Source organism: Chromobacterium haemolyticum (genome assembly GCF_009936155.1).
In the GTDB taxonomy this organism is placed as follows: Bacteria; Pseudomonadota; Gammaproteobacteria; order Burkholderiales; family Chromobacteriaceae; genus Chromobacterium; species Chromobacterium haemolyticum.
In genome coordinates this window covers 1,318,575-1,340,007 of the sequence record NZ_AP019312.1, presented here as the reverse complement: position 1 = coordinate 1,340,007, position 21,433 = coordinate 1,318,575, and the positions used below count along the sequence as shown (strand labels likewise).

General features: G+C 62.0%; 21 protein-coding genes and 1 pseudogene. 10 read left to right on the top strand and 12 right to left on the bottom strand.

Annotated features, from left to right (window positions below):
* Nucleotides 1-576 precede the first annotated feature (576 nt).
* The gene (locus GYH29_RS06325) at nt 577-804 is read left to right on the top strand and encodes a DUF4177 domain-containing protein (RefSeq protein WP_146176064.1); all 228 of its coding nucleotides are present in this window, start codon (nt 577-579) and stop codon (nt 802-804) included.
* Entirely contained in the window at nt 801-1,010 is a 210-nt protein-coding gene (gene yidD / locus GYH29_RS25140) for a membrane protein insertion efficiency factor YidD (RefSeq protein ID WP_081575980.1), read from the top strand. Before GYH29_RS06325 ends, yidD begins: the two co-directional genes overlap by 4 nt.
* Nucleotides 1,011-1,335: 325 nt before the next feature.
* On the opposite strand, the gene GYH29_RS06315 is transcribed toward yidD, so the two are convergent.
* The 3 genes from GYH29_RS06315 to GYH29_RS06305 form a co-directional block, all read right to left on the bottom strand.
* Nucleotides 1,336-1,590: a Txe/YoeB family addiction module toxin gene (locus tag GYH29_RS06315; RefSeq protein WP_019101445.1), complete on the bottom strand. Its 255-nt coding sequence runs from the start codon at nt 1,588-1,590 to the stop codon at nt 1,336-1,338.
* A complete protein-coding gene (locus GYH29_RS06310; protein WP_019101444.1) occupies nt 1,590-1,853 on the bottom strand; it encodes a type II toxin-antitoxin system Phd/YefM family antitoxin in 264 nt (87 codons plus the stop codon). The genes GYH29_RS06315 and GYH29_RS06310 overlap by 1 nt, the downstream gene beginning before the upstream one ends.
* A gap of 396 nt (nt 1,854-2,249) precedes the next feature.
* The gene (locus GYH29_RS06305) at nt 2,250-2,726 is read right to left on the bottom strand and encodes an FKBP-type peptidyl-prolyl cis-trans isomerase (RefSeq protein ID WP_161523379.1); all 477 of its coding nucleotides are present in this window, start codon (nt 2,724-2,726) and stop codon (nt 2,250-2,252) included.
* 446 nt (nt 2,727-3,172) lie between these two features.
* Here GYH29_RS06305 and GYH29_RS06300 point away from each other — a divergent pair, with 446 nt between their 5' ends.
* Nucleotides 3,173-3,916 (top strand): HNH endonuclease signature motif containing protein, encoded by a 744-nt coding sequence (locus GYH29_RS06300; protein WP_161523378.1) that lies wholly within the window; start codon nt 3,173-3,175, stop codon nt 3,914-3,916.
* 119 nt (nt 3,917-4,035) lie between these two features.
* Here the strand turns inward: GYH29_RS06300 and GYH29_RS06295 are convergent, their stop codons facing one another.
* The 3 genes from GYH29_RS06295 to GYH29_RS06285 form a co-directional block, all read right to left on the bottom strand.
* Nucleotides 4,036-4,557 carry a hypothetical protein gene (locus tag GYH29_RS06295; RefSeq protein WP_161523377.1) on the bottom strand — a complete coding sequence of 174 codons (522 nt, stop codon included), beginning with the start codon at nt 4,555-4,557 and terminating at the stop codon, nt 4,036-4,038.
* 379 nt (nt 4,558-4,936) lie between these two features.
* The gene (locus GYH29_RS06290) at nt 4,937-5,644 is read right to left on the bottom strand and encodes a hypothetical protein (protein ID WP_161523376.1); all 708 of its coding nucleotides are present in this window, start codon (nt 5,642-5,644) and stop codon (nt 4,937-4,939) included.
* Nucleotides 5,645-5,717: 73 nt separating this feature from the next.
* Nucleotides 5,718-6,653, bottom strand: a complete 936-nt coding sequence (locus GYH29_RS06285) for a LysR family transcriptional regulator (protein ID WP_043593777.1) — start codon at nt 6,651-6,653, stop codon at nt 5,718-5,720.
* 79 nt (nt 6,654-6,732) lie between these two features.
* On the opposite strand from GYH29_RS06285, the pseudogene GYH29_RS25135 reads away from it, so the two are divergent.
* A pseudogene (locus GYH29_RS25135) lies at nt 6,733-7,520 on the top strand (NAD(P)H-dependent oxidoreductase).
* Between the two features lie 6 nt (nt 7,521-7,526).
* On the opposite strand, the gene GYH29_RS06275 reads toward GYH29_RS25135, so the two are convergent.
* Nucleotides 7,527-9,482 carry an oxidoreductase gene (locus tag GYH29_RS06275; RefSeq protein WP_161523375.1) on the bottom strand — a complete coding sequence of 652 codons (1,956 nt, stop codon included), beginning with the start codon at nt 9,480-9,482 and terminating at the stop codon, nt 7,527-7,529.
* A gap of 137 nt (nt 9,483-9,619) precedes the next feature.
* On the opposite strand from GYH29_RS06275, the gene GYH29_RS06270 reads away from it, so the two are divergent.
* On the top strand, nt 9,620-10,204 hold the full coding sequence (locus tag GYH29_RS06270; RefSeq protein ID WP_232060526.1) for a cupin domain-containing protein: 585 nt from the start codon (nt 9,620-9,622) through the stop codon (nt 10,202-10,204).
* Nucleotides 10,205-10,732: 528 nt separating this feature from the next.
* The gene (locus GYH29_RS06265) at nt 10,733-11,767 is read left to right on the top strand and encodes an ABC transporter substrate-binding protein (RefSeq protein ID WP_161523374.1); all 1,035 of its coding nucleotides are present in this window, start codon (nt 10,733-10,735) and stop codon (nt 11,765-11,767) included.
* A gap of 80 nt (nt 11,768-11,847) precedes the next feature.
* Here GYH29_RS06265 and GYH29_RS25000 read toward each other — a convergent pair whose 3' ends face one another.
* The 4 genes from GYH29_RS25000 to GYH29_RS06245 form a co-directional block, all read right to left on the bottom strand.
* On the bottom strand, nt 11,848-13,278 hold the full coding sequence (locus GYH29_RS25000; protein WP_107732704.1) for a carbohydrate-binding protein: 1,431 nt from the start codon (nt 13,276-13,278) through the stop codon (nt 11,848-11,850).
* 67 nt (nt 13,279-13,345) lie between these two features.
* Nucleotides 13,346-13,978: a lytic polysaccharide monooxygenase auxiliary activity family 9 protein gene (locus tag GYH29_RS06255; RefSeq protein ID WP_019102064.1), complete on the bottom strand. Its 633-nt coding sequence runs from the start codon at nt 13,976-13,978 to the stop codon at nt 13,346-13,348.
* Nucleotides 13,979-14,081: 103 nt separating this feature from the next.
* Nucleotides 14,082-14,906, bottom strand: coding sequence for a nucleotidyltransferase domain-containing protein (locus GYH29_RS06250; RefSeq protein ID WP_019102063.1), 825 nt, complete (start codon nt 14,904-14,906; stop codon nt 14,082-14,084).
* A gap of 341 nt (nt 14,907-15,247) precedes the next feature.
* Nucleotides 15,248-16,474, bottom strand: a complete 1,227-nt coding sequence (locus tag GYH29_RS06245; protein WP_161523373.1) for an RtcB family protein — start codon at nt 16,472-16,474, stop codon at nt 15,248-15,250.
* A gap of 534 nt (nt 16,475-17,008) precedes the next feature.
* Between GYH29_RS06245 and rtcR the strand changes: the two genes are divergently transcribed.
* The 4 genes from rtcR to GYH29_RS06225 all read left to right on the top strand — a co-directional run bounded on the left by rtcR (nt 17,009) and on the right by GYH29_RS06225 (nt 20,504).
* Nucleotides 17,009-18,601: an RNA repair transcriptional activator RtcR gene (gene rtcR, locus GYH29_RS06240; protein ID WP_019102061.1), complete on the top strand. Its 1,593-nt coding sequence runs from the start codon at nt 17,009-17,011 to the stop codon at nt 18,599-18,601.
* A gap of 78 nt (nt 18,602-18,679) precedes the next feature.
* Complete coding sequence (locus GYH29_RS06235; RefSeq protein WP_019102060.1) at nt 18,680-19,012, top strand: metal-sulfur cluster assembly factor; 333 nt, start codon at nt 18,680-18,682, stop codon at nt 19,010-19,012.
* The gene (locus tag GYH29_RS06230; protein WP_161523372.1) at nt 19,009-20,097 is read left to right on the top strand and encodes a hypothetical protein; all 1,089 of its coding nucleotides are present in this window, start codon (nt 19,009-19,011) and stop codon (nt 20,095-20,097) included. Before GYH29_RS06235 ends, GYH29_RS06230 begins: the two co-directional genes overlap by 4 nt.
* The gene (locus tag GYH29_RS06225; protein WP_019102058.1) at nt 20,094-20,504 is read left to right on the top strand and encodes a hemerythrin domain-containing protein; all 411 of its coding nucleotides are present in this window, start codon (nt 20,094-20,096) and stop codon (nt 20,502-20,504) included. Before GYH29_RS06230 ends, GYH29_RS06225 begins: the two co-directional genes overlap by 4 nt.
* Here GYH29_RS06225 and GYH29_RS06220 read toward each other — a convergent pair.
* Nucleotides 20,494-21,372 (bottom strand): LysR substrate-binding domain-containing protein, encoded by an 879-nt coding sequence (locus tag GYH29_RS06220; protein WP_161523371.1) that lies wholly within the window; start codon nt 21,370-21,372, stop codon nt 20,494-20,496. The two genes, GYH29_RS06225 and GYH29_RS06220, sit on opposite strands and share 11 nt — an antisense overlap.
* Between the last annotated feature and the right edge of the window lie 61 nt (nt 21,373-21,433).

Here is a 21,433-nt window from a genome sequence, read left to right as displayed (position 1 = left end):
GTCGTAAAGACAGCTATGGGCGAGTTGCAGCCTATTAGATGAAAACATGGCAGATCGTCGGTCATTTCCGCCGTTCGGCTTGCCGGTCTATCTGGGTTGTAGTGAATCGGTTACCTACCATTAGACAGTCTCGCCGCACTGAACAACAGCCCTTAATCGAGCAAAGATTAATGTCTGACCCAGTACTACCTTTTTCTGATCATAACAGATAACGACAGCAGTGAATCATAATGCCATTATTGCAGAGGTCGACGGGTGGCACCACCATGGAATCCATCATAGATGGATATACGGAAAAACTCATAATTAACACCTTGATAAACATGCAATTTAGCGACGAAAACAGATATCAGCAATATAAATCAACATGCAAATCATCGTGTCCGTATATACGCCACTAGAACCCATACCCGTAAAATCAAGAACACAAGAGATCATGCCAATATAAGCAAGAAAAAACCACTCTACTCAAGTAGTATTTGATAAGATTAAGCCGAATGGCGAGCTACGCCTTCGTCTAATACATGAAAATAGAACACGGCACACACGTATGTGTCACTCACCAAGGGAGCAATAATGTCCGTAAAATACATGGTTAAGGCATTCATTCCAAAAGTTGCTGGTTGCGGAGCGCAAGATAATGGATGGGATGAAGCTCGGTGCACTCAATTTGAAGACTTCTTGAATACGCATGCTGTAGATGGCTGGCGCTTTCACTCAAGCGAATATCGCGAAGTTACGGTCAAGGGCTGCGGAGGCGGAAAGGGTGCCTGGCTCGTTTGCACATTCGAGAAAGCAGAATGAAAAGTCTCGCGATATTCGCTATCCGATTCTATCAAAAACGCTTGAGGCATCTTCACAACAGAAAGTGTATCTATACACCTTCCTGCTCAAACTACGGAATATTGGCGCTACAGAAATACGGCCTCCTGAAAGGGTGTTACTACACCTATTTGAGAATCAAGCGCTGTAACGGAGCTCTGTATCAGGGAGGGATCGATTACCCATGAAGAGTTCGAACTCTACGTTCGAGGTGGTATGCGCGAAAAACTGTGTAGGTGCCTCAACTCCAAGTTGATGTGTAGAAGTTCAGACCTGATCTGACAATCTCCCGTTTTGACGGCGCCCGACTGTCAGATCAGGTCTGAACTTCTACATGTAACGCGTCCACGACGCGCAGCAGATCGTAAACAGGTTCTTAGGCCCGCTAACAAAACCCCTGATCCAGCGTTGCGCCTCCTGGTCGTACTACGTGTACTGTAGCTTCGCAGAAACTTCGTTTTCTGCGTCGGCGCGCCTTGGCTCAGGTTCTCTGCGAGCTTTTGTTAGCGGGCCTTAGTAGTGGTAGCGGCACTGCAAGATGGTCAGAACGTTGCTCAGGACAGCGTAGACCAGCCGATGCTCATCGTCGATGCGACGCGACCAGAAGCCAGCAAACTGGTGCTTAAGCGGCTCAGGCTTGCCGATTCCCTCAAACGGGTTGCGCTGGATGTCCTTGATCAGAGCGTTGATGCGCTTGAGGGTAGGCTTGCTGCTCTGCTGCCAGTAGAGGTAATCCTCCCATGCGTTGTCATCAAACTTGATCTGCATTACTCGCCCTCGTCTTCGAGAAGCGTTCTCTCTTTGGCCGCCCCGCTGTGAAACCTTGCCGCCGCATCGGCCAGACGCTTGGCATTTTCAGGGGAGCGCGTCAGGTAGGCGGTTTCTTCCAGCGCGTTGTAGTCGGCCAGCGACATGATCACCACCGGTTCACCGCGCTGGGTGGTGACGATCACCGGCGCCCGGTCTTCGTTCACTTGACGCATGACTTCGGCCAGGTGCTGGCGGGTATGGCTGTAGGTAAGCGCTTTCATGGTATTCCTCGCTCAAATCGACAATGATTGTACAAATCATAGCACAACCCAGGCGACATGGTTCACGCACTAAGAACGTGTTTACGATCTGCTGCGCGTCGTGGAGCGTTACACGCTGAGTACCCCTTCGAAATGCTCATGTACCAACCGTACATTCCGCTTTTTCGCTCGTTTTCGCCTTGTCTCGCCCTTGCTCGCGAGATTTTGAACAGGCTCCCAGTGCGCCGCCGCCGGGTGACATGTGCCCGCGCCTCCATCTCCGAATATGTCAGAGCCTGCGGGCCGCAGTCCGAAAAATGCCGCCCTGCCGATAAGCAACGCCAAATAATAGGTGGGGTCCAAACAAAACAAAGCCCTCCCCAATGGGGAGGGCTTTGTCTGAATGAAGCGGGGGAATCAGTGCTGATGCCCGTGCTCGCCATGCACATGCTGGTGAGCGATTTCCTCTGCCGTTGCCACGCGCACGTCCACAACCTTGACGACAAAGCGCAGGGCTTTGCCGCACAGCGGGTGGTTGCCATCCAACAATACCGTGGGGCCTTTGATCTTGGTAACGAAGTAGTAGCGCGGCTCGCCATCCGGGCCGATGCGCTGGATTTGGCCGCCTACCTTCACGCCGGGCGGGAAGTCCGACTTGGGCATGGTAGTGACCAGGGCTTCGTCGCGTTCACCGAAGGTGTCTTCGGTAGCCAGTTCCAGCGTGGTTTGAAAACCCGATTCCTGGCCTTCCAGCGCGGCTTCCAGCTTGGCGAACAGGTTGTCGTAATCGCCGTGCAGGTAGGAGACGGGCTTCTTGCCATCGTCGTAAACCAGACCCTGGCTGTCGGTGACTTTCATGCGCAGGGTGACGGCGGTGTTGGCGGTGATTTTCATGGCGGGCAATAACAAAAAAATGGAAGCGGGAAGGTTCTCAGTTCAGCGAGGGAGTGTCAACTGGATCGTCTCTCGTTTGCCAGCCACTGAGGTGGCAGCAGTAACCCTCTTTCATCGGGACAACTGAAGGAGCACTGTGGCTAATCTGTCACCGAAGCTTCTATTTCTTCATAAACGGATCAATTCAAGTTGTCTTCAGATAAGAAAATGGGTAACCACCTGTTTACACATAAACTCCGAGTTGTTCTTTATGAAGTCCATTTTTTCCTCATTGCATCATGTTCAAAGGGTGAAGATAATCGATAGTGGAAGCTTAAGGTACCGCTTCGATTTGTATGCTATACAAGTCTGGAAATAATATGGCAGCATCTATCAACCACGACTACAATCAGCCACAACAAGTTTGCCGTACAGATTATCAGACCGCATAATTTTTGAGGTGGAAAATGTTTGCAAAAGGTATCAAAATTTCATGGTGGCATCCCACAGAGTACATCAACATCGATTTAGATTCACTTTCTACCGATGTAAAAATCAAGACAACAAACGAATGGTGGCCAGAAAAGAAAAAATTTCTACACTACACCACCAGCAGCGACATTACACAGCATGTTGATGGCGTATTTACACTTACAATTAGATATACTCCAGAAAATAATCCTCACTTACCCAATGAAAATACTTACTGGGGTACATCTACCATTGTCATTGAACCAGGAGCACAGAATGGTACTGCTACTTGGGATGGGGCAGATAATCACGACTATGATGGAACGGTAAAATGGACACGGCTTGATGGTCTTTTCAAGGCAAAGAAACGTACAACAACAACCAAGATGGAGCGCGAACAGACTCAGTTCCGTGCTGCACTGCTGAGCATAGATAGCTGTTGTGCTATCAGTGGTGAAACCACTGAAGCGACATTAGAAGCTGCACACATCATTGCGTCGAAGCATGGCGGTGCAGAGGTGATTGAAAATGGCATTTTGTTACGAGCTGACTTACACCGCCTAATGGACACCAACAAAATTAAAATCCAGCAAGATGGCCATGTTGTCATTACCGGCCAACTTTCTGATGATTATAAAAAACTGCTATATGGCAAGAAACTACAACCAACCATACTAAACCGGATTGCCCAGGCCTTGGCTAAAGCCGAGGAGCTAGGTCCGGTTGCTTCCAACGAGTAGGAAATTCGCTTTGAATGACCATTTAGACCGAAGGCAACCAGTCTTAGTATCCGCCACTGTAGGGATAGCCCCGTCCCCAATAGCCAGCCCCGTTCCCGGGGCCGGCTGCCCTTCCCTGCTTATCCCCTCTTCTTCCGCCGCGGCTTCCGCTGCAAGGTTTCCAGCTCATCCAGGCTGAGATGGAAGCGCTGCATCGCTTCCACGTGCTGCGCCAGGTCCACCTGTTGCGCCCCCAAGTTCAGCAGTATCTCCAGATAGTTGAAGAAGCTTTTGCACATGCTACGGCGGTGGCTGCGCTCGCGGAAATCCATATCGCTGGCGATGCGGAACAACAGGCCGCGCGCCGAGTGCTGGCGGTTGAGTTTCAGCATCTGCGCCAGGTGGGCGGCGTACTGACGGCCCAAGGCGCAGGCTTCGAATTCATCCTTAGGCTCGGCTGGCTGCCAGTAATGCGGATAGGTGCGGCCTTTGATGCGGCGGATGAAGGGCAGGCTGAGGTCTTTGGCGTGGGGGCCGGCGAAGCGGTAGCGCGAGCGCGGCCCTAGCGGCGGGAGTTGAGATGCGCCCTGATGGACGCCTTGGGTTTCAGTAGCGGACGGAGTGAGTTCGATGCCGAGCACCGGACGGACAGGCTTTACCATTTGCAACCTCCTGAGCAGAAGGGCCCGGCCGCAAGGCGGCAGGGCGGGCACATGACAAGAGTTGGTCTACCGGTGTGCTACCGTACAAAGCCGGCGCGCCCGCGAGGGCGCCACTTGCCACGGCCCGCCCGAATAGGCAAAGCAATGGCCGCGGATACGCTGTGGAAACAGCGGATCCGCGACGGCAGCACAATTCAGGAGACCAATCCCGAGCGCCGCGATTGCTGCGGCGCGGGGGCTATTGTTGGGGAGGAGCGGGAGGGCGTCAAGCCGGCGGGGTCTTTAGGAGCCTTGAATGGCTGCAAGTCACTCGCCAACACGCCATTTGACGTACTAACAGCCTAAGCATTGCTATTGGGCTGTTCTGTTGGTGGCAGGCCTACATTTCGGCCTCAACCTCCCAAGCTAATACCGGGCCTTTGAAGTAAGCACCCGTTGCAACCATCGCCTCAACTTCCCGCTGAGAGGGGAAGCCATCCGCGTATTTGCTCCATTTCTCCATCACATAGCCAGCCCACCACTGGCTGGCATCCACGAGATGAACCTTGCCCTCATATACCGACTTGAACTCGTAGCCCTCAGACCGTAACTGCTCCACGGCCACGCTCAGAGCCTCTTGGTAGTCTTGAGCCGCCACGAAAAAACACACGATGGCGGCCGTCCATTCCGCGGGCATGTCAAGGTTCGTCCCCTTGCCCACCACGATGGGACATTCAAAAAGCTTGGTTTCCAACAATAGAATTGGAGGACAAGAAGATGTTATTTCTTGCAATATCTCATTTGGAATGGCATCGGAGAAAACGATGTCCATCGGGATGACTCCGGAGAAGGCAGCCGCAACTTCTGGTCTTTGGCTATCAGACTTGCCTGGCGCATCAAGTACCAAACAAATACGCTGCTGCTCTTCATGCGCATATTGCAACTTGGCCAAATACCCATTTTTGAGGCCAATGCCCAATAGTCGTTTAGCAATTTCAATACGAAGGGCATTAAGCCCTGTACCTTGAACACTCCCCGCAAATTTTATTTTTGCCGCAGCCTGCTGAATAGTCTTGACCGGTTTCTTCCCGAATAACTTACTGAACATAAACTACCTAAATTTAATAAAAAAGAGGGCTGCTCATCTGTGCAACCCGGTATTGGAGTTTTAACCGCGGCTCTTAAGACAAAGGCACCGCGTCAGCCGCCGATCCCGCCTGCGCATTGACCAGGGTGATGATGAAGTCCCGCATCCAGCGATGACCGGGGTGCTGCTGGGTGCGGTCGTGCCAGGCCATGCCCACTTCAAAGCTTTCCGTGGGCAGCGGAAACTCCACTTGTTTTAGCGCGTCGCCGCGGTCTTGCACCAGGCGCTGCGGCACCAGCGCGACAAAGTCGGATTGCGCCACCATTTCCGGCACAAACAGGAAGGACGCGGCGGACAAGGCCACGTTGCGGCGCAGGCCCAGCGCCGCCAGCGTGCGGTCCACCGGGGTGAAGAAGCCGTTGCCGTCCAAGGACACGATGACGTGGTCCAGCGCCGCGTATTCTTCCACGCTCAGCCCTTCCTTCAGGGCGGGGTGGTCGCGGCGGCCAATCAGCACATAGTGTTCGTCAAACAGCCGGCAGCTGTTCAGTTTGGACGGGGCGGCCGGCGGGGTGAGCAGCGCCAGGTCCAGATCGCCCTGCTCCAGCTGCGCCTCTAGCCGGTGCGGGTCCAGCGTGCGCACCGCCACCCGCACGCCGGGCGCGCTTTTGTGCAGTTCCCGCGCCAGCGGGATCAGCAGCGCGGCTTGCAGGTAATCGGTGCAGGCGATAGCCACGGTAAGGTCCGCGCTGGCCGGTTCAAAGTCCTGATGTCCGGCCACGGTGGCGCGCACTTCGTTCAGCGCCTTGCGCAAGGGCTCGAACATTTCCAGCGCCTTGGCAGTGGGGTACATGCCGCGGTGGACGGTCACCAGCAGCGGATCGTCAAACAATTCGCGCAGGCGGTTCAATTGCGCGCTCACCGCCGGCTGGCTCAAGCTCAGCCGCGCGGCCGCGCGCGTCACGTTCTGTTCCACCAGCAAGGCTTCCAGCGTTACCAGCAGATTGAGGTCGAGTCGTTTGGTATCCATCTGATGAATAGTAAGCAATAAAAACCGTGATTTCACGGATTGTTGACCACGCGTCAGACTGACGGCTTTCCCCCTTTAAATGCTTGGAGGCCGCATGAACCGACACGCCCTGATCATCCACGCCCACCCGGACCCAGCGTCGCTAACCGCCCAATTCGCCGCGCTGGCGCGGCTGACCTTGCAACAGCAGGGCTGCGAGGTCATGGAGTCCGACCTCTACGCAATGGGCTGGAAAGCCGGCGCCGACGCGCAGGATTTCCCGGACCGGATCAATCCACAGCGCTTATTCCTGATCTCCGAATCCCAGCACGCTTACGCCAATGGCCGGCAGAGCGCCGATGTGGCGGCCGAACAGCAAAAACTGCTGGCGGCGGACTTGGTGATCATGCTGTTTCCGCTGTGGTGGTACGGCTTGCCCGCCTTGCTCAAGGGTTGGATTGACCGAGTCTACGCTTACGGCTTCGCCTATGGCTATCGCAACGAAGGCAACCGCTGGCGCTACGGCGACGGCGCGCTGAGCGGCAACGCGCAATGCTGGCCGCGATGGTGGGCGGGCCGGAGCGGGACTACGGTCCGCGCGGCATCAACGGGCCGCTGGAGCAACTGTTGTTTCCCGTGACACATGGCTGCCTGTTCTACCCCGGCATGGAGGTGCTGCCCACGCATGCGGTGTACGACGCCAACCGTCTTTCCGGCACCGATATGGATGCGGCCAAGGACGCCTGGCGGCGGAGGCTGCTTGGGGTGTGGGATGAAGCGCCGATTCCCTTCCGCCGCCAGAACGGCGGCGATTACCCGGACGGCCACACTTTGGGCGAACAGGCAGCCGCCGACGCCAGCGGCCTGACGGCGCATATCGCCGGCTGACGGCGGCTACAAACGCCAGCCCAGCCGCATGCCTTCATAGATGGCTTCTTCCGCGGTGCGCGGCGCCAGGCAATCGCCTATCGCGTGCAGCTCGGCCCCGCAGCCGCTCAATTCCTCCCATAAACCATCCTCGGCCTGGTGCCCCTGACACAGCACCAGGCAGTCCACGTCGCTTTCCACCATGGCTTCCTCGCTGGCGGTGTGCAGCAGATACACGCTGTCGTCGTCGTGGCCGTACAGACGCGCGTACGGCGTTACCGCCACGCCGGCGCGCTGCAGTTGGCCGGCCAGGTGGTCTCGCACATACATTTGCAGCGCTTCGCCGGCATGGGTGCCGTTGACCGCCAGCCTCACCTGGTGGCCGGCGGCGGCCAGCCGCAGCGCAATGCCGGGGCCAATCCAGTCGCAGCGCCAGTCCGCCACCAGCACCTTGCCTCCCCTCACCGCTTCGCCGCGCAGCACTTGCCAGGCGTCCAGCACTTGCATTGCGCCGCCGCCTTCCAGCGCCGGCCAGCGCGGCCGCGCGCCGGTGGCCACCACTACCGCGTCCGGGGCCAGCCGCCGCACCAGTTCGCGGTCCACCCTGACGTTGCGCCTCACTTCCACGCCGGCCAGTTGCAGTTCCCGTTCCAGATTGGTGATCAGGCCGCCGAATTCCGCGCGGCCGGGCAGCAGTTGCGCCAGCAGCGCCTGGCCGCCCAGTTGCGGGCCGGCTTCGTAGAGGCTGACCTGATGGCCGCGCTGCGCCGCGATCACCGCCGCCTTCATGCCCGCCGGGCCGCCGCCGGCCACCAGCACTCGCCGCGGCGCGGCGGCCGGCCGCAGTTCGCCGTATTCCAGTTCGCGGCCGCTTTGCGGGTGTTGGATGCAGGAGATGGGCAGGCCGCGGTGGAAGCGGCCGATACAGGCTTGATTGCAGCCTATGCAGGCGCGGATGTCGTCATGCCGGCCCTGCTCGGCCTTGGCCGGCAGTTCCGGGTCGCAGATCAGCGCGCGGGTCATGCCGCAGCCGTCGGCTTGCCCGCCGGCCAATAGTTGTTCTGCTTCCTGCGGCTGGTTGATGCGCCCGGCCAAGAGCACCGGGATGCTCAGCGCGCGCTTGAAGCGCGCCGCTTGCGCCGCCAGGTAGGCGGCCGGCAACGCCATCGGCGGCGCGATGTGGATGGCCGCGCCCAAGGTGGCGGAGCTGCCGGCCACCAGGCTGACGTAGTCCAATTCGCTCTCCAGCGCCCGCGTCGCCGCCAGCGCCAGCTCGGCGTCCATGCCCTCGCCTTCTTCCTCGCCGGCGGAGATGCGCAGGCCCACCACAAAGCCCGGCCCGCCGCCGGCGCGGGCGGCGGCTACCGCTTCGCGCAGGAAGCGCAGCCGGCCGGCGTCGTCGCCGCCGTAGCCGTCTTCACGGCGGTTGACTTGGGGGTTGAGGAATTGCGCCGGCAAATAGCCGTGGCTGGCGACGATCTCGGCGCCGTCCACGCCGGCGGCGCGCAGCCGCCGCGCCGCCGCGCCGTAGCCGGCGATGATTTCGTCTATCATTTCGCGGCTCAGCGCGCGCGGCTGCACGTGGAAGCGCTCGCTGGGCGTCGCCGACGGCGCGTAGGCCACGCTCAGCAGGCCGTCGGCGCTTTCCATGATTTCGCGGCCGGGGTGGAACAGCTGGGCAAACAGCTTGCAGCCTTCGGCGTGCACGGCCTCGGCCAGTTGACGGTAGCCGGGCACGCAGCTGTCGTCGGTGGCCATCAAGGCGTGCGAGGTGTAGCGCGCGGTTTCGTGGACGCCGGAGACTTGCAGCACGATCAGGCCGACGCCGCCGCGCGCCCGCGCCCGGTGGTAGGCCACCAGCGCCGGGCTGACCCGGCCATCCTCCGGCAGCACGGTGTCGTGGCCGGTGGACATGATACGATTCTTCAGCAGCGCCGGGCCGATGCGCAGCGGGGAGAACAGCAAGGGGAACAAGGTGCTCATCGCGTGGACCTTTGATCGGGTTGGCGGACGCCATCGCAGTGGCGCTTTGATTTTGCTTAAATTAAAATTTATTGCAAATTTTTTTAATAAAATTCAAGCATGAACCGCGGCCAAGCGCCGTCGCACAGGATTTCATCGTGAGCAAAAACGCAACAACCGCCGCCGAGGCCCCGCTGCAGCTGGGCGCGCGCATCCGCCAACTGCGCAAGCGCCAGGGCCTGACGCTGAGCCGGCTGGCCGAAACCAGCGGCCTGTCCGTGGGCCACATCAGCCTGATAGAACGCGAGCTGGCCCAGCCATCCATCAACGCGCTGGTCAATATCGCGCGCAGCCTGGGGGTAACGGTGCAATGGTTTTTCAACGACCCCGCCGAGCAGGCCGAGGATGAGAAGGACTACATCGTGCGCCGCGAGCAGCGGCCGCGGCTGGACTACCAGAGCGGCTTCGTCGACCACTTGCTGACGCCCCGGAACCAGCGCCAGCTGGAGATGATCCACTGCCTGATCCCGCCCGGCGCCAGCTGTGACGAGGGTTACAGCCACAACGGCGAGGAAGCCGGCTTTGTGCTCAAGGGCTCGCTGGAGCTGTTTGTGGGCGAGCGCCAGTTCCATCTGGAACAGGGCGACAGCTTCGCCTATTCCAGCAGCGAGCCGCACCGCTACCGCAATCCGGGCAGCGGCGAGGCCATTGTGATCTGGGTGATTACTCCGCCCAGCTTCTGAGAACCAGGCCAAAGTCTGCTGCGCTTCAGCGATACGGCGTTGAAACCATCTTCAGAATGCTCATGTACCACGTGTACATTCCGCTTCCTCAGCCGTTTTCGCCTTGTCTCGCTCTTGCTCGCGAGACTTTGAACAGGCTCTGAGAGCCTGTTTACGATCTGCTGCGCGTCGTGAGACGTGGCACGGCGAGTGCCGCTTCGACATACCCACGCGCCCCTAGCAAAGCCGCTCCCGCAGCGGCTTTCATCTTATTCCGCGCTGGCTTGCGCAGCGCCTGGCCCGCTCAAGGCCAGCCGATACCGCAACAAATTTTTAATAAAATTAAAATAATTTTTACAGTTTTTTGATCAATTCCTAGACTGTTCAATCCGGCAAGGCTAAAAGCCGCTAACAAAACCACGCAGAGAACCTGAGCCAAGGCGCACCGACGCAGGCAGTACAAGTCGTACGACAAGTCGGCGCAACACAGGATCAGGGGTTTGGTTAGCGGATCTAAGCCGGCCCCGCCGGCATAAGAGGAGATTGGTCATGAAACTGACGTATCTGAGCATCGCCGCCAGCCTGCTGGCCGGCGGCGTCGCCTCCGCCAGCGAACTGGTGGTGGTGTCCTACGGCGGCGAAAACCAGGCGGCGCAGTCGCGCGCCTATTACACGCCCTATCAGCGTCAAAGCGGCGTGCGCATCGTCGCGGACGCCTGGAACGGCGAGTTCGCCAAGATCAAGGCGATGGCGGCCACCGGCCGCGCGCGCTGGGACGCGGTGGAGGTGGACGCCGCGGCGCAGGGGCGCGGCTGTGAGGAGGGCCTGCTGGAGAGGCTGGATTACAAGCGAATAGGCGACAAGGCCGACTTCGTGCCGGGCGCGGCCCAGCCTTGCGCCATCGGCATGTTTCTGGCCTCCATGGTGCTGGCTTACAACGAGGACAAACTAAAAACCGCGCCGCAAAGCTGGCGCGATTTCTGGGATGTGAAGCGCTTCCCCGGCAAGCGGGCTTTGCGCCGCGGCGCGCCCTACACGCTGGAGATCGCGCTGCTGGCGGACGGAGTGCCGCCTGCCCAGGTCTACAAGATCCTATCCACGCCGGCCGGGGTGGACCGCGCCTTTCGCAAGCTGGATCAACTCAAGCCTTATATCCAGTGGTGGGAGAGCGGTGCCCAACCGCCGCAATACCTGCTGTCCGGCGACGTGGTGATGAGTTCTTCCTACAACGGCCGCATCAGCCTGGCGCGGCGCGAGGGCCGCAAGCTGAAGATGGTATGGCTTAACAACATCAGCGAGTTCAGCTACTGGGCCATTCCCAAGGGCTCGCCCAACAAGGACGAGGCGCTGAAGTTCATCGCCTTCGCCAGCCGGCCGGAACAGCAAAAGCTGTATTCGGAGCAGATGCCTTACGGCCCCAGCAACCGCAAGGCGCTTAGCCTGCTGCCGGCCGCGGTCCAGGCCGACTTGCCCAGCCACCCGGCCAATATGGCCGGATCTCTGGCGATGGACGCCGCGTTCTGGACCGATAACGGCGAGGCGCTGGAGCAGCGCTTCGCCAGTTGGGCGGCCAAGCAGCCATAAACAGCGGCGGGCGATCCACCGCGCATTTCGCCAGTTCCCAACAAGGCCCGCCGCCGCGACGGCGGGCCGCCAGGCTCGACTCAGGCCAGCCCCCACAGAGTGAAGGCTACGTCCGGCGTCCAGCCGGGGTTGGACCGGTGCGCCTGCAAGCAGCGGTAATGCAGGCCCTGATAGCTGACGCCGTCGCCCACTTGGTAGTCGTGTTCGTTCAGCCACTCGGGAAATTCCGGCCCCGGATCGCCGCCGGTGGTGCTGGCGGTCACGCTGTTGCTGGGACCGGAGGCCTGGCCCTCGGCATCCAGCGCGGTGACGAAATAGCGGTAGGCGGTGCCGGGCCGCAGGCCGCTGTCCAGATAGTTGAGCGCGCTGGTTTCGCCCGCCGGCTGGTCGTCGCGGTGCAGCTGGTAATGCGTCACCGCGTGCTCGCCGCCTTGCGAGGCTTCCCAACTCAGGCTGATGGCGGTGTCGCTGCGGCTGTCCACTTTGAGGTTTTGCGGCGCGCCGGGACGGCCGCCTTCGCCGCCGCCGTGGATCAGTTCGGCGTAGTCGCGGACAAAGCCCCAGTCATAGGGCCGGCCTTCAGCGTTATGCCCGGCGTCCCAGTTGACGGACCAGGTCATCAAGCCGCGGATGGGGTTGCCGTCGGCGGCCAAGCGGCTAAAGGCGCGGTAAACCGCGCCGGGGTCCGCCACGAAGCCGGTGGCGGCGGCGTCGTTGTTGGCCGGCAAGCCGATGGCGAACTTGTCCGCCGGAATACGCAGGAAGCCGCGGGTGCCGTTGACCAGGCTATCGGTCAGGTAGTAAAGGAAATCTTCCTTTTGTTCCTGGTTGTCCTGGGACAGCCAGGCGTTCAGTTCGTCCACCCAGACGCCGTCGCCGCCCTGGTTGTAGTACTGCGGGGCGATGAAGTCGTAGTAACCGTCCAGCGCGGCCAGATACGGCGCGTATTTGTCGCCCACTTTCAGGTAGGGGAATTCCGGTGCCATGCTGATGATGAAATGCCGGCCCTGGGCGGCGTAATGGTCTTTGACCCGCTTGAGCGCCGCGGGGATCACCGCGCTGTTGTCGGCGGCGGCGATGGCGCTTTGCTCCAGGTCGATGTCCAGGCCGTCAAAGCCGTAGGTTTCCACCAGCCGGATGATTTCGTCGGCCAGCGCTTGCTCTTGCCCCGCATGCAGTTCGATGTGGGCGTCCGCGCCGCCCAGCGAGATCAACACCGCCCGCCCCTGGCGATTGAGTTCGCCCACTTGTTCACGGAAGGCTTGATCGCTCAGATTGTAAGGTTTGAAGGTGGGAATGCCGGCGCCCTTCATGAAGGCCACCGCCACAATGTTGTAGTCGGCCGGCGCTTCCGCCAACGGCAGGTCCGCGGATTGGCCGCCCTGATAGCCGTTGCCCGGCTCCGACGGCCAGTTGTGCCAGAAGCCCATCAAAAAGTTGCCTTCAATCTCCGGCATCAATGCGGCGTCGTCGCTCAGCGCGCGCTGTTCCGGCTTGGCGAATTGGTTCATCTGCCCTTCCTTTCATGGTGGCGACGGCGGCGGCCTAGGCCGCCGCGCGTTTCCAGAAGCGCCTTGATTAGCTGAAGTCGAAGTCGATCACTTGATAGAAGGCGTTGCCGGTGTCGGCCACTTCCCACACCGCCAGCACCACGTGGTAGCCCTGGCGTTCCGGCAGCCTGACATTGTGGATGGTGGGGTCCGGCGGCATCAGTTCGGCGCCGTGGGACCAATACGGCTGGGCGGTCAGTTCCACTTTGTAGAAGGGTTCGGATTCAAACTGGGCGCGACTCAGCGGCTGGTTGGGATTCCAGCCGGGCTTGGTGATGAAGTAGTTCCAGCGCCGGGTCAGATGGACGGCGTGGTAGCTCCAGTGGAATTCCTGCGTCTGGCCGGATTTGACCGGGTGCTTGTGCCAACGCTCGGCGCTCTGCTCGTCCAGCACCGCGGCGAAGGCCTGGCCGGCGCTGGCGATCTTGCCGTCCGCCGGCGGCGCCACATTGGCCACGTCGTCCGGCGCCAGCGGGTCGCGCAGGCCGCCCGCGATGGCGGGGAAGAATTTGCCGCCTTCCAGGCCGTTGACCTGCCAGCTTTGCAACGGGCACTGGGCGTTGACGCCGTCCACGCAAAGCTGGCCGCGCGATTCCGGCTTGAACACTTGGCCATGGCGCGACTGTTGGCCAGGTCTGGATTCGACATTGGTGTAGCTCATCAGGATACCCCCGGGTTGATGTCAGGACGGCGGCGGCCGGCGCGAGCCGAACTGCCTGCCGCCAACATCTTATTATCCCGATGGAATACGCAATGCTGTCCTTTCAGCTGGACACCAATCCCAATTCATGGTCTAGCGGCCTGGCCAGCCGCCACAGCGCCTGGTCCAGCTGCGCGCTGTCTCCACAGGGCGTTGGCAGCGCCGGCGCGGGTTCCGCCGCCGCCAGCTGCTGTTCGATGAAGGCATGGATGCGCGGGCGGCGCGGTCCGCGCATGGACTCGCCGCAGGCTATCTTCACCGCCAACAGGCGGTTGATCTCAACCGCCAGCTCGGCGTCGTCCACAACCCCGGCCGCCAGTTGGGCGAAGCGCGTCGGCGGCATGCCGCGCCCGGCGTCCAGCCAGCGCACGGCCAGCAAAGCCCTCAGCACGTACAGGTATTTTTTCAGACAGATACTGTCGCCCTGCAGGTGGGCGTTGAAGTTCTTGCGCGCCATCGCCAGGTAGTGCCAGCGGCACTTGAGGTCCGAGCGGAAGTCCGGCGCCAAGCCGCGCAGCAGGCGCAAGGCCTGCGGGTCCGCCCGGTACACCAGCGGCGATTGCAGCCATTCGCACAGCGTGGGGTTGGAGCCTTGCAGCAGGCGCAGCGCCTTGCGCAACTCCCAGCCGCTGATGTCCAGCTCATCGTTGATCGGCAGTTCGATCACGTCGCGCTGCGGCATCACGCGCAGATACCATTCCGGCTCGTGCACGTAGATGAAGCGCACGTCGTAATCGCTGTCCGGCGACGGAAAGCCCCAGGCGCGGCTGCCGGATTCGCAGGCGTAGAGCACCCGCACCCGGTGCCGCCGTTCCAGCGCGTCCAGTTCGCGCCGCACCCGCTCGCGCATCGCGTCTTCCAGCGGGTGTTGAAATAAAAATTCTCGCATTGTCTTTGTCTCCAGGCCGTCGGCGGAGCCTCCCGCCCTGTCGGCACCTTTCTTTAGAGCGGCTAACATTGTCCGTTTCACGCCTGAGGCCAATCGGCGCAACGCCGCATCAGGGGTTTGTTAGCCGCTACTAGAACCTATTTTCGATCCGCTCCGCGCAGAGAGACGCCACACGGCGAATGCCGCCGCGAAATGCTCATGCACCTCGTTTTCGCCCTGCTTCGCCCTTGCTCGCAAGACCGCAAACACGCTCTTTGAACCTGTTCAATGTCCACCGCGCACCCGCCAAACGGCTAGCAAAGAGCGTTAAAAAACGCGCGCGCCGGACTGGGAACGGGCCTTCACCCTTTAACGCAGACCACCTGGCGCAAGGTATGCACCACTTCCACCAGGCTGGACTGCGCCGCCATTACCGCGTCGATGTCTTTGTAAGCCATCGGGATTTCGTCGATCACGTCGGCGTCCTTGCGGCATTCCACGTGGGCGGTGGCGCGCCGCTGGTCTTCCAGATCGAAACGGCGCTTGGCTTCGGTGCGGCTCATCGCGCGGCCGGCTCCGTGGCTGCAGGAACAGAAGGCCTCCTTATTGCCCAGGCCGCGCACGATGAAGCTCTTGGCGCCCATGGAGCCGGGGATGATGCCCAGCTGGCCCTTGTGGGCGGCCACCGCGCCCTTGCGCGTGACTAGCACGTCTCGGCCAAAGTGGGTCTCGCGCTGCACGTAGTTGTGGTGGCAGTTCACCGCTTCCACTTCGGCGTCGAAGGGCTTGGCGATCACGCCGCGCGCGGCGTCCACCACATGGCGCATCATCAGTTGACGGTTTTGACGCGCATAGTCCTGAGCCCACCCCACGGCTTCCACGTAGTCGTTGAAATGAGAGCTGCCTTCTTCGAAGTAAGCCAGTTCGCGGTGCGGCAAGTTGGCGATGTGCCGGCGCATATCCGTCTGGGCCAGTTCAATAAACAGGTTGCCGATGGCGTTGCCCACGCCGCGCGAACCAGAGTGCAGCATGAACCAGACCCGGTCCGCCTCGTCCAGGCACACTTCGATGAAGTGATTGCCAGTGCCTAGCGTGCCCAGGTGGAGGTGGTTATTGGTTTTCGCCAACTTGGGATATTTGGCCGCGATGGCGTCGAAGCCCGGCAGCAGCCGCGCCCAGGCGGCGTCCACGCCGGCCGGCGGTCGCTGCCAGGCGCCCTTGTCCCGCCCGGAGCGGGGGGAACTGCGGCCGTGCGGCACGGCGGCTTCGATGGCGCCGCGCAAGCCGCCCAGTTGGTCCGGCAAATCCGCGGCGCTCAGCGTGGTACGCGCAGCCATCATTCCGCAGCCGATGTCCACGCCCACCGCCGCCGGAATGACGGCGCCCACGGTGGGGATCACGCTGCCGATGGTGGAGCCCTTGCCCAGATGCACGTCCGGCATCACCGCCAGGTGCCGGAAGATAAAAGGCAGCTGCGCGGTTTGCAGCAGTTGCTCGCGCGCGGCGTCCTCCACCGGGACGCCTTGCGTCCACATCTTGATTGGCGCGCCATTGGGCGCTTGCAGGGTTTGGTAGGGATTCACGGTCATATTCTTGTCTTTCTTTGTGCATATCTGTTTTTAGAGCCGCTAACAAAACCGCGCAGCCTACCTGAGCCAAGGCGCGCCGACGCAGAAAACGAAGTTTCTGCGAAGCTACAGTACAAGTCGGCGCGACTCAGGATCAGGGGTTTTGTTAGCGGGTCTTAGAGCCTGCTCACGATCTCGCGAGCAAGAGCGAGACAAGGCGAAAACGAGCGAAAAGCGGAATGTACACGTGGTACATGAAGCATTTTGAGCTTGTACTCACCGTGCAACGCTTCACGAAGCGCAGCAGATCGTGAACAGGTTCTTAGCGCGCTGCCGGCGCGCTTCGCCCCAAGGGCGGACAGGCTTGCGCCTCCGCACCCATTTCGCTTATTGCCAGAATCGTGCCAGCTTGAAGACAACTCGAAATAAAACCAACAAACCATTGATTAAACAATAACAAACCTTCCACGAGGCAACCAATCTCCGGATTTTGAAGAAACACAGCCAAGTCTTTTTTGATAAAATAATCTATTCAATTATCCAAATAGATAATATATGCGCGAGAGAGTGGCGATTGGTTTCCTGGGCACGGTGCTGGACCGGCGCGGCCACGGCGCCGAGCGCTGGAAAAAATGGCGGCCCTCGGTGGGCATTTGCGCCCAGCCCAACATGCCGCTGCGGCGGCTGGAGTTGCTGCACGACAACCATCATTCGCGGCTGGCGCAGCTGACGGCGCAGGACATCGCCGCGGTGTCGCCGGGCACCGAGGTTCGGCTGCATCCGGTCAATCTGCAAGACCCATGGGATTTCGAGGAGATGTACGCGGCGCTGCACGACTTCGCCGCGCGCTACGCTTTCGACACCGAACGCGAGGATTACCTGGTCCACATCACCACCGGCACCCACGTGGCGCAGATTTGCTGGTTTCTGCTCACCGAATCCCGCCACCTGCCGGCGCGGCTGCTGCAAAGCTCGCCGGCGCGCCAGGGCCAGCGCCTGGCCGGCGAGGTCAGCCTCATCGACCTGGATCTGTCGCGCTACGACCAGATCGCGCAACGTTTCCGCCAGGAGAGCGACGACACCGTGTCCTTTCTCAAGTCCGGCATCGCCACCCGCAACCCACGCTTCAATCGCCTGATCGAGCAGATCGAGCGAGTGGCTGTGCGCTCCGACGCGCCCATTCTGCTCAGCGGCCCCACCGGCGCGGGCAAGAGCCAGCTGGCGCGCCGGCTCTACCAGCTGAAAAAGACGCGCCATCGACTGGACGGCCGCTTTGTCGAGGTCAATTGCGCCACCCTGCGCGGCGACAGCGCGATGTCGGCCTTGTTCGGCCATGTGAAGGGCGCCTTCACCGGCGCGCACGCGGAACGCTTCGGCCTGTTGCGCAGCGCGGATGGCGGCATGCTGTTTCTGGACGAGATAGGCGAACTGGGACTGGACGAACAGGCGATGCTGCTCAAGGCCATAGAGGAAAAGCGCTTCTTCCCCTTTGGCGGCGATTGCGAGGTGCACAGCAATTTCCAGTTGATTTGCGGCACGGTGCGGGACTTGCGCCAATGGGTGCGCGCCGGCCGTTTCCGAGAGGATTTGTACGCGCGCATCAATCTATGGAGCTTCGACTTGCCCGGCCTGGCCGAACGCCGCGAGGACATCGAACCCAATCTGGAGTTCGAACTGGCGCGCCACGCCGAGCAGCACGGCCAGCGCGCCCGCTTCAACGCCGAGGCGCGCCGCGCCTACCTCGCCTTCGCCGCGTCTCCGCAAGCGCGCTGGCAAGGCAATTTCCGCGAGCTGTCCGCCTCGGTCACGCGGATGGCCACGCTGGCCGACGCCGGCCGCATTGACGAAGAAGGCGTCAACGAGGAAATCGCGCGGCTGCGCCACGGTTGGCAAGAGCAAGCGCCGGACGAAGCCTTGGCGGCGCTGGACCCGGAGCGTCTGACGCGGCTTGACCTGTTCGACCGCATGCAATTGGAAGGCGTGCTGCGCATCTGCCGCGACGCCGCCTCGCTATCCGAGGCCGGCCGCCGGCTGTTCGCCGCCTCGCGTCAGCTCAAAAGCCAGCCCAACGACGCGGACCGGCTGCGCAAATATCTGGCGCGCTTCGGCCTGGATTGGGAGCAGGTGCGCCGCCGCGATTTAGGCTGAACGGCCTATTGCCCGTCCGCCGCCGCCAGCGTAGCATTCATAAGGTGTAAAAAATATATACCTTAAAAGGCGACCACCATGCCGGACCCGCTCTCAACCGAACAGCAACAGGAAGTGGACTTGGCGCGCAACTTGCTGCGCCAGGTCATAGACCCGGAAATCGGCGTCAACATCATCGACCTTGGCCTGGTCTATCGCATCGACCCGCAAGCCGAACATTTGTTGATCGAGATGACCATGACCTCGCCCGCCTGCCCCATGGGCGAAATGATCATGGATGAAGTGGAATTCGCGCTCACCCACGGCCTGCCCCCGCAGCGCCGCATCCATGTCAACTTGGTTTGGGAGCCGGCCTGGTCGCCGGAAAGGATGAGCGAGGACAGCCGCCGCCATTTCGGCTGGCGGGCATGAGCGCCCGGCTGCCCTGGCTGGGCCTGGCCGCGCTGTCCCTGCTCTGCGGCGCGCTGGCCGGCCTGGCTCGCCTGGGCTGGGCAGTCCCCGCCGCGACCGCTGCGCTGGCCGGTTGGCACGGCGCGCTGATGATAGGCGCGTTCTTCGGCGGGGTAATCAGCCTGGAGCGGGCGGTGGCCTTGAACCGCCGGTGGGCCTTGCTTGCGCCGGCTGCCGCGGGACTGTCCGGCCTGAGCCTGATCGCCGGCCTGCCGCCGCTGACGGCGGAGTTGCTGCAGACGCTGGCCGCGGTTGTCTTGCTGGCCGGCGGCGTCCAGGTGCTGAGGCGTCAGGTCGCCGCTTTCACTCTGACCCTGGCCGCCGCCGCGCTGTGCTGGCTGATCGGCAACCTCGCCTGGTTGCTGGGCGGCGATTTGCAGGCGGCCATCCCCTGGTGGCTGGCCTTCCTGATTCTGACCATTGCCGGCGAACGGCTGGAGCTGACCCGATTGCTGCCGCTTGCGCCCTCCGCCCGGCGCGGCTTCGCGCTGGCGGCCCTGGCGCTGGGCGGCGGCGCGGCGCTGTCCCTGTGGCGGCCGGACGCCGGTCTGCGGCTGTACGCGGCGGCCTTGTTGGCGCTGGCCGTCTGGTTGCTGCGCCACGACATCGCCCGGCGCAACGCGCGCCAGCGGGGGCTGACCCGCTACATCGCCGTCGCCCTGCTCTGCGGCTACGGCTGGCTGGCGGTGGCCGGCGCCTTGGGCCTGGCCGGCGCGCTGCTGCCCGGCCATCCCTGGCGCGACGCGGCTTTGCACGCGGCGGGCCTGGGCTTTGTGTTTTCCATGGTGTTCGGCCACGCGCCCATCATCATTCCCGCGCTGACGCGGCTGAAGCTGCCTTACCGCCCGCTGTTCTACGCGCCGCTGGCGGCCCTGCACCTGTCCTTGCTGCTGCGGCTGTACGGCATGCTGGGCGCTTTCGCCTGGCGGCGCGCGGCCGGCCTGCTCAATGCGCTGACCCTGCTGTTTTTCGTCGTCCTGCTGCTAAGCAGCTTGCGGCGCGGCCGCGCCCCGGCGGATAGACTCCGGAAAGAACCCACCTCATGAAGCGACACCCCGCCTTGCAGGAATTGTCCCGCGAACACCATCACGCCTTGAAAATGGCGCGCCAGGCCCGGCTGGCCGCCGAGTCCGGCGACCCGGAACGGCAAGCGCAATTGGCCGCCGCGCTGCGCGCCTGGAGCGCCGACGCGCTGGAACGGCATTTCGCGGAAGAAGAAACAGCGTTGTTGCCGCGGCTGGCGCAGACCGAGCACGCGGCGCTGGCCACCCGCGCCCTGGACGAACACCGCCGGCTGCGCGAGCTGATCGCGGAATTGGCCACGCCGCAAGCAGCCGCGCTGGCGCGCTTCGCCCAGTTGATGGAAGCTCACGTGCGCTTTGAGGAGCGCGAGCTGTTCGAACGTTTTCAGGCTTGTCTGCCCGCGGCCGACGGCGCGGCGCTCAGCCCCTAGGCAAATCCAGCGCCATCTGCCGGCGCAGCCACTCCAGCACCGCCCGCCGACGCGCGTCGCCGTCGAACGGCCTCGACGACAACAGCACATAGCCGGAGCCGTCCTCGCAAAAGCCGGCCGGCGCCGTCAACTGGCCCAGCCTCAGCGCGTCCGCCGCCATATAGAGCGAGGCGATGGCCAGGCCCATTCCCGCTTCGGCCGCCTGCAAGCTGAGGTAAAAATGTTCGAAACGCCCAGCCTCTCCCGCAGCCTCCACGCCCTGCGCCGCCAACCAGCGGCTCCAGGCCGCCGGCCGGCTGTCCGCGTGCAGCAGGGGCAAGGCGCGCCAATCTCCGCCCGCGGCCTGCAGCCGCGCCGGCGCGCACACCGGCCCCATCCGCTCCCGCGCCACTTCGGCCACGTGATCGCCCAGGCCCCAGCCGCTGTCGTCTCGACGCAGCGCCAGGTCGATTCTCTGTGAGGAAAAATCGACTTTCCCGCCGGCGGCGGACAGCAGCAACTCGATGTCGGGATGTTCGGTCTGAAAAGCCGGCAACCGCGGAATCAACCAGCGCATCGCAATGGTGGGTTCGCAGGACAGCCGCAGCGGCGCGTCCGCTTGCCGCTGCGCGCGGGCCGCGCCCTGCTCCAGCACGCGCAAGGCCTCGGCGCAGCTTTGGCGGAAGCTCTCGCCGGCCGCGGTCAGAAACACCGCCCGGTTGCGCCGTTCGAACAGGGCCACGCCCAGCCCCTCCTCCAATTGCTTGACCTGGCGGCTGACCGCGCCGTGGGTCACGCACAGTTCCGCGGCCGCCTTGACGAAGCTGCCGTGGCGAGCGGCGGCTTCAAAGGCGCGGACGGCGGTCAAGGCCGGAATGCGATAGCTCATCTGTGACTTTTCCTCACTCAATGCAAGGACAATAAATCGATTTTCCCCGCGCGCCAAGCCC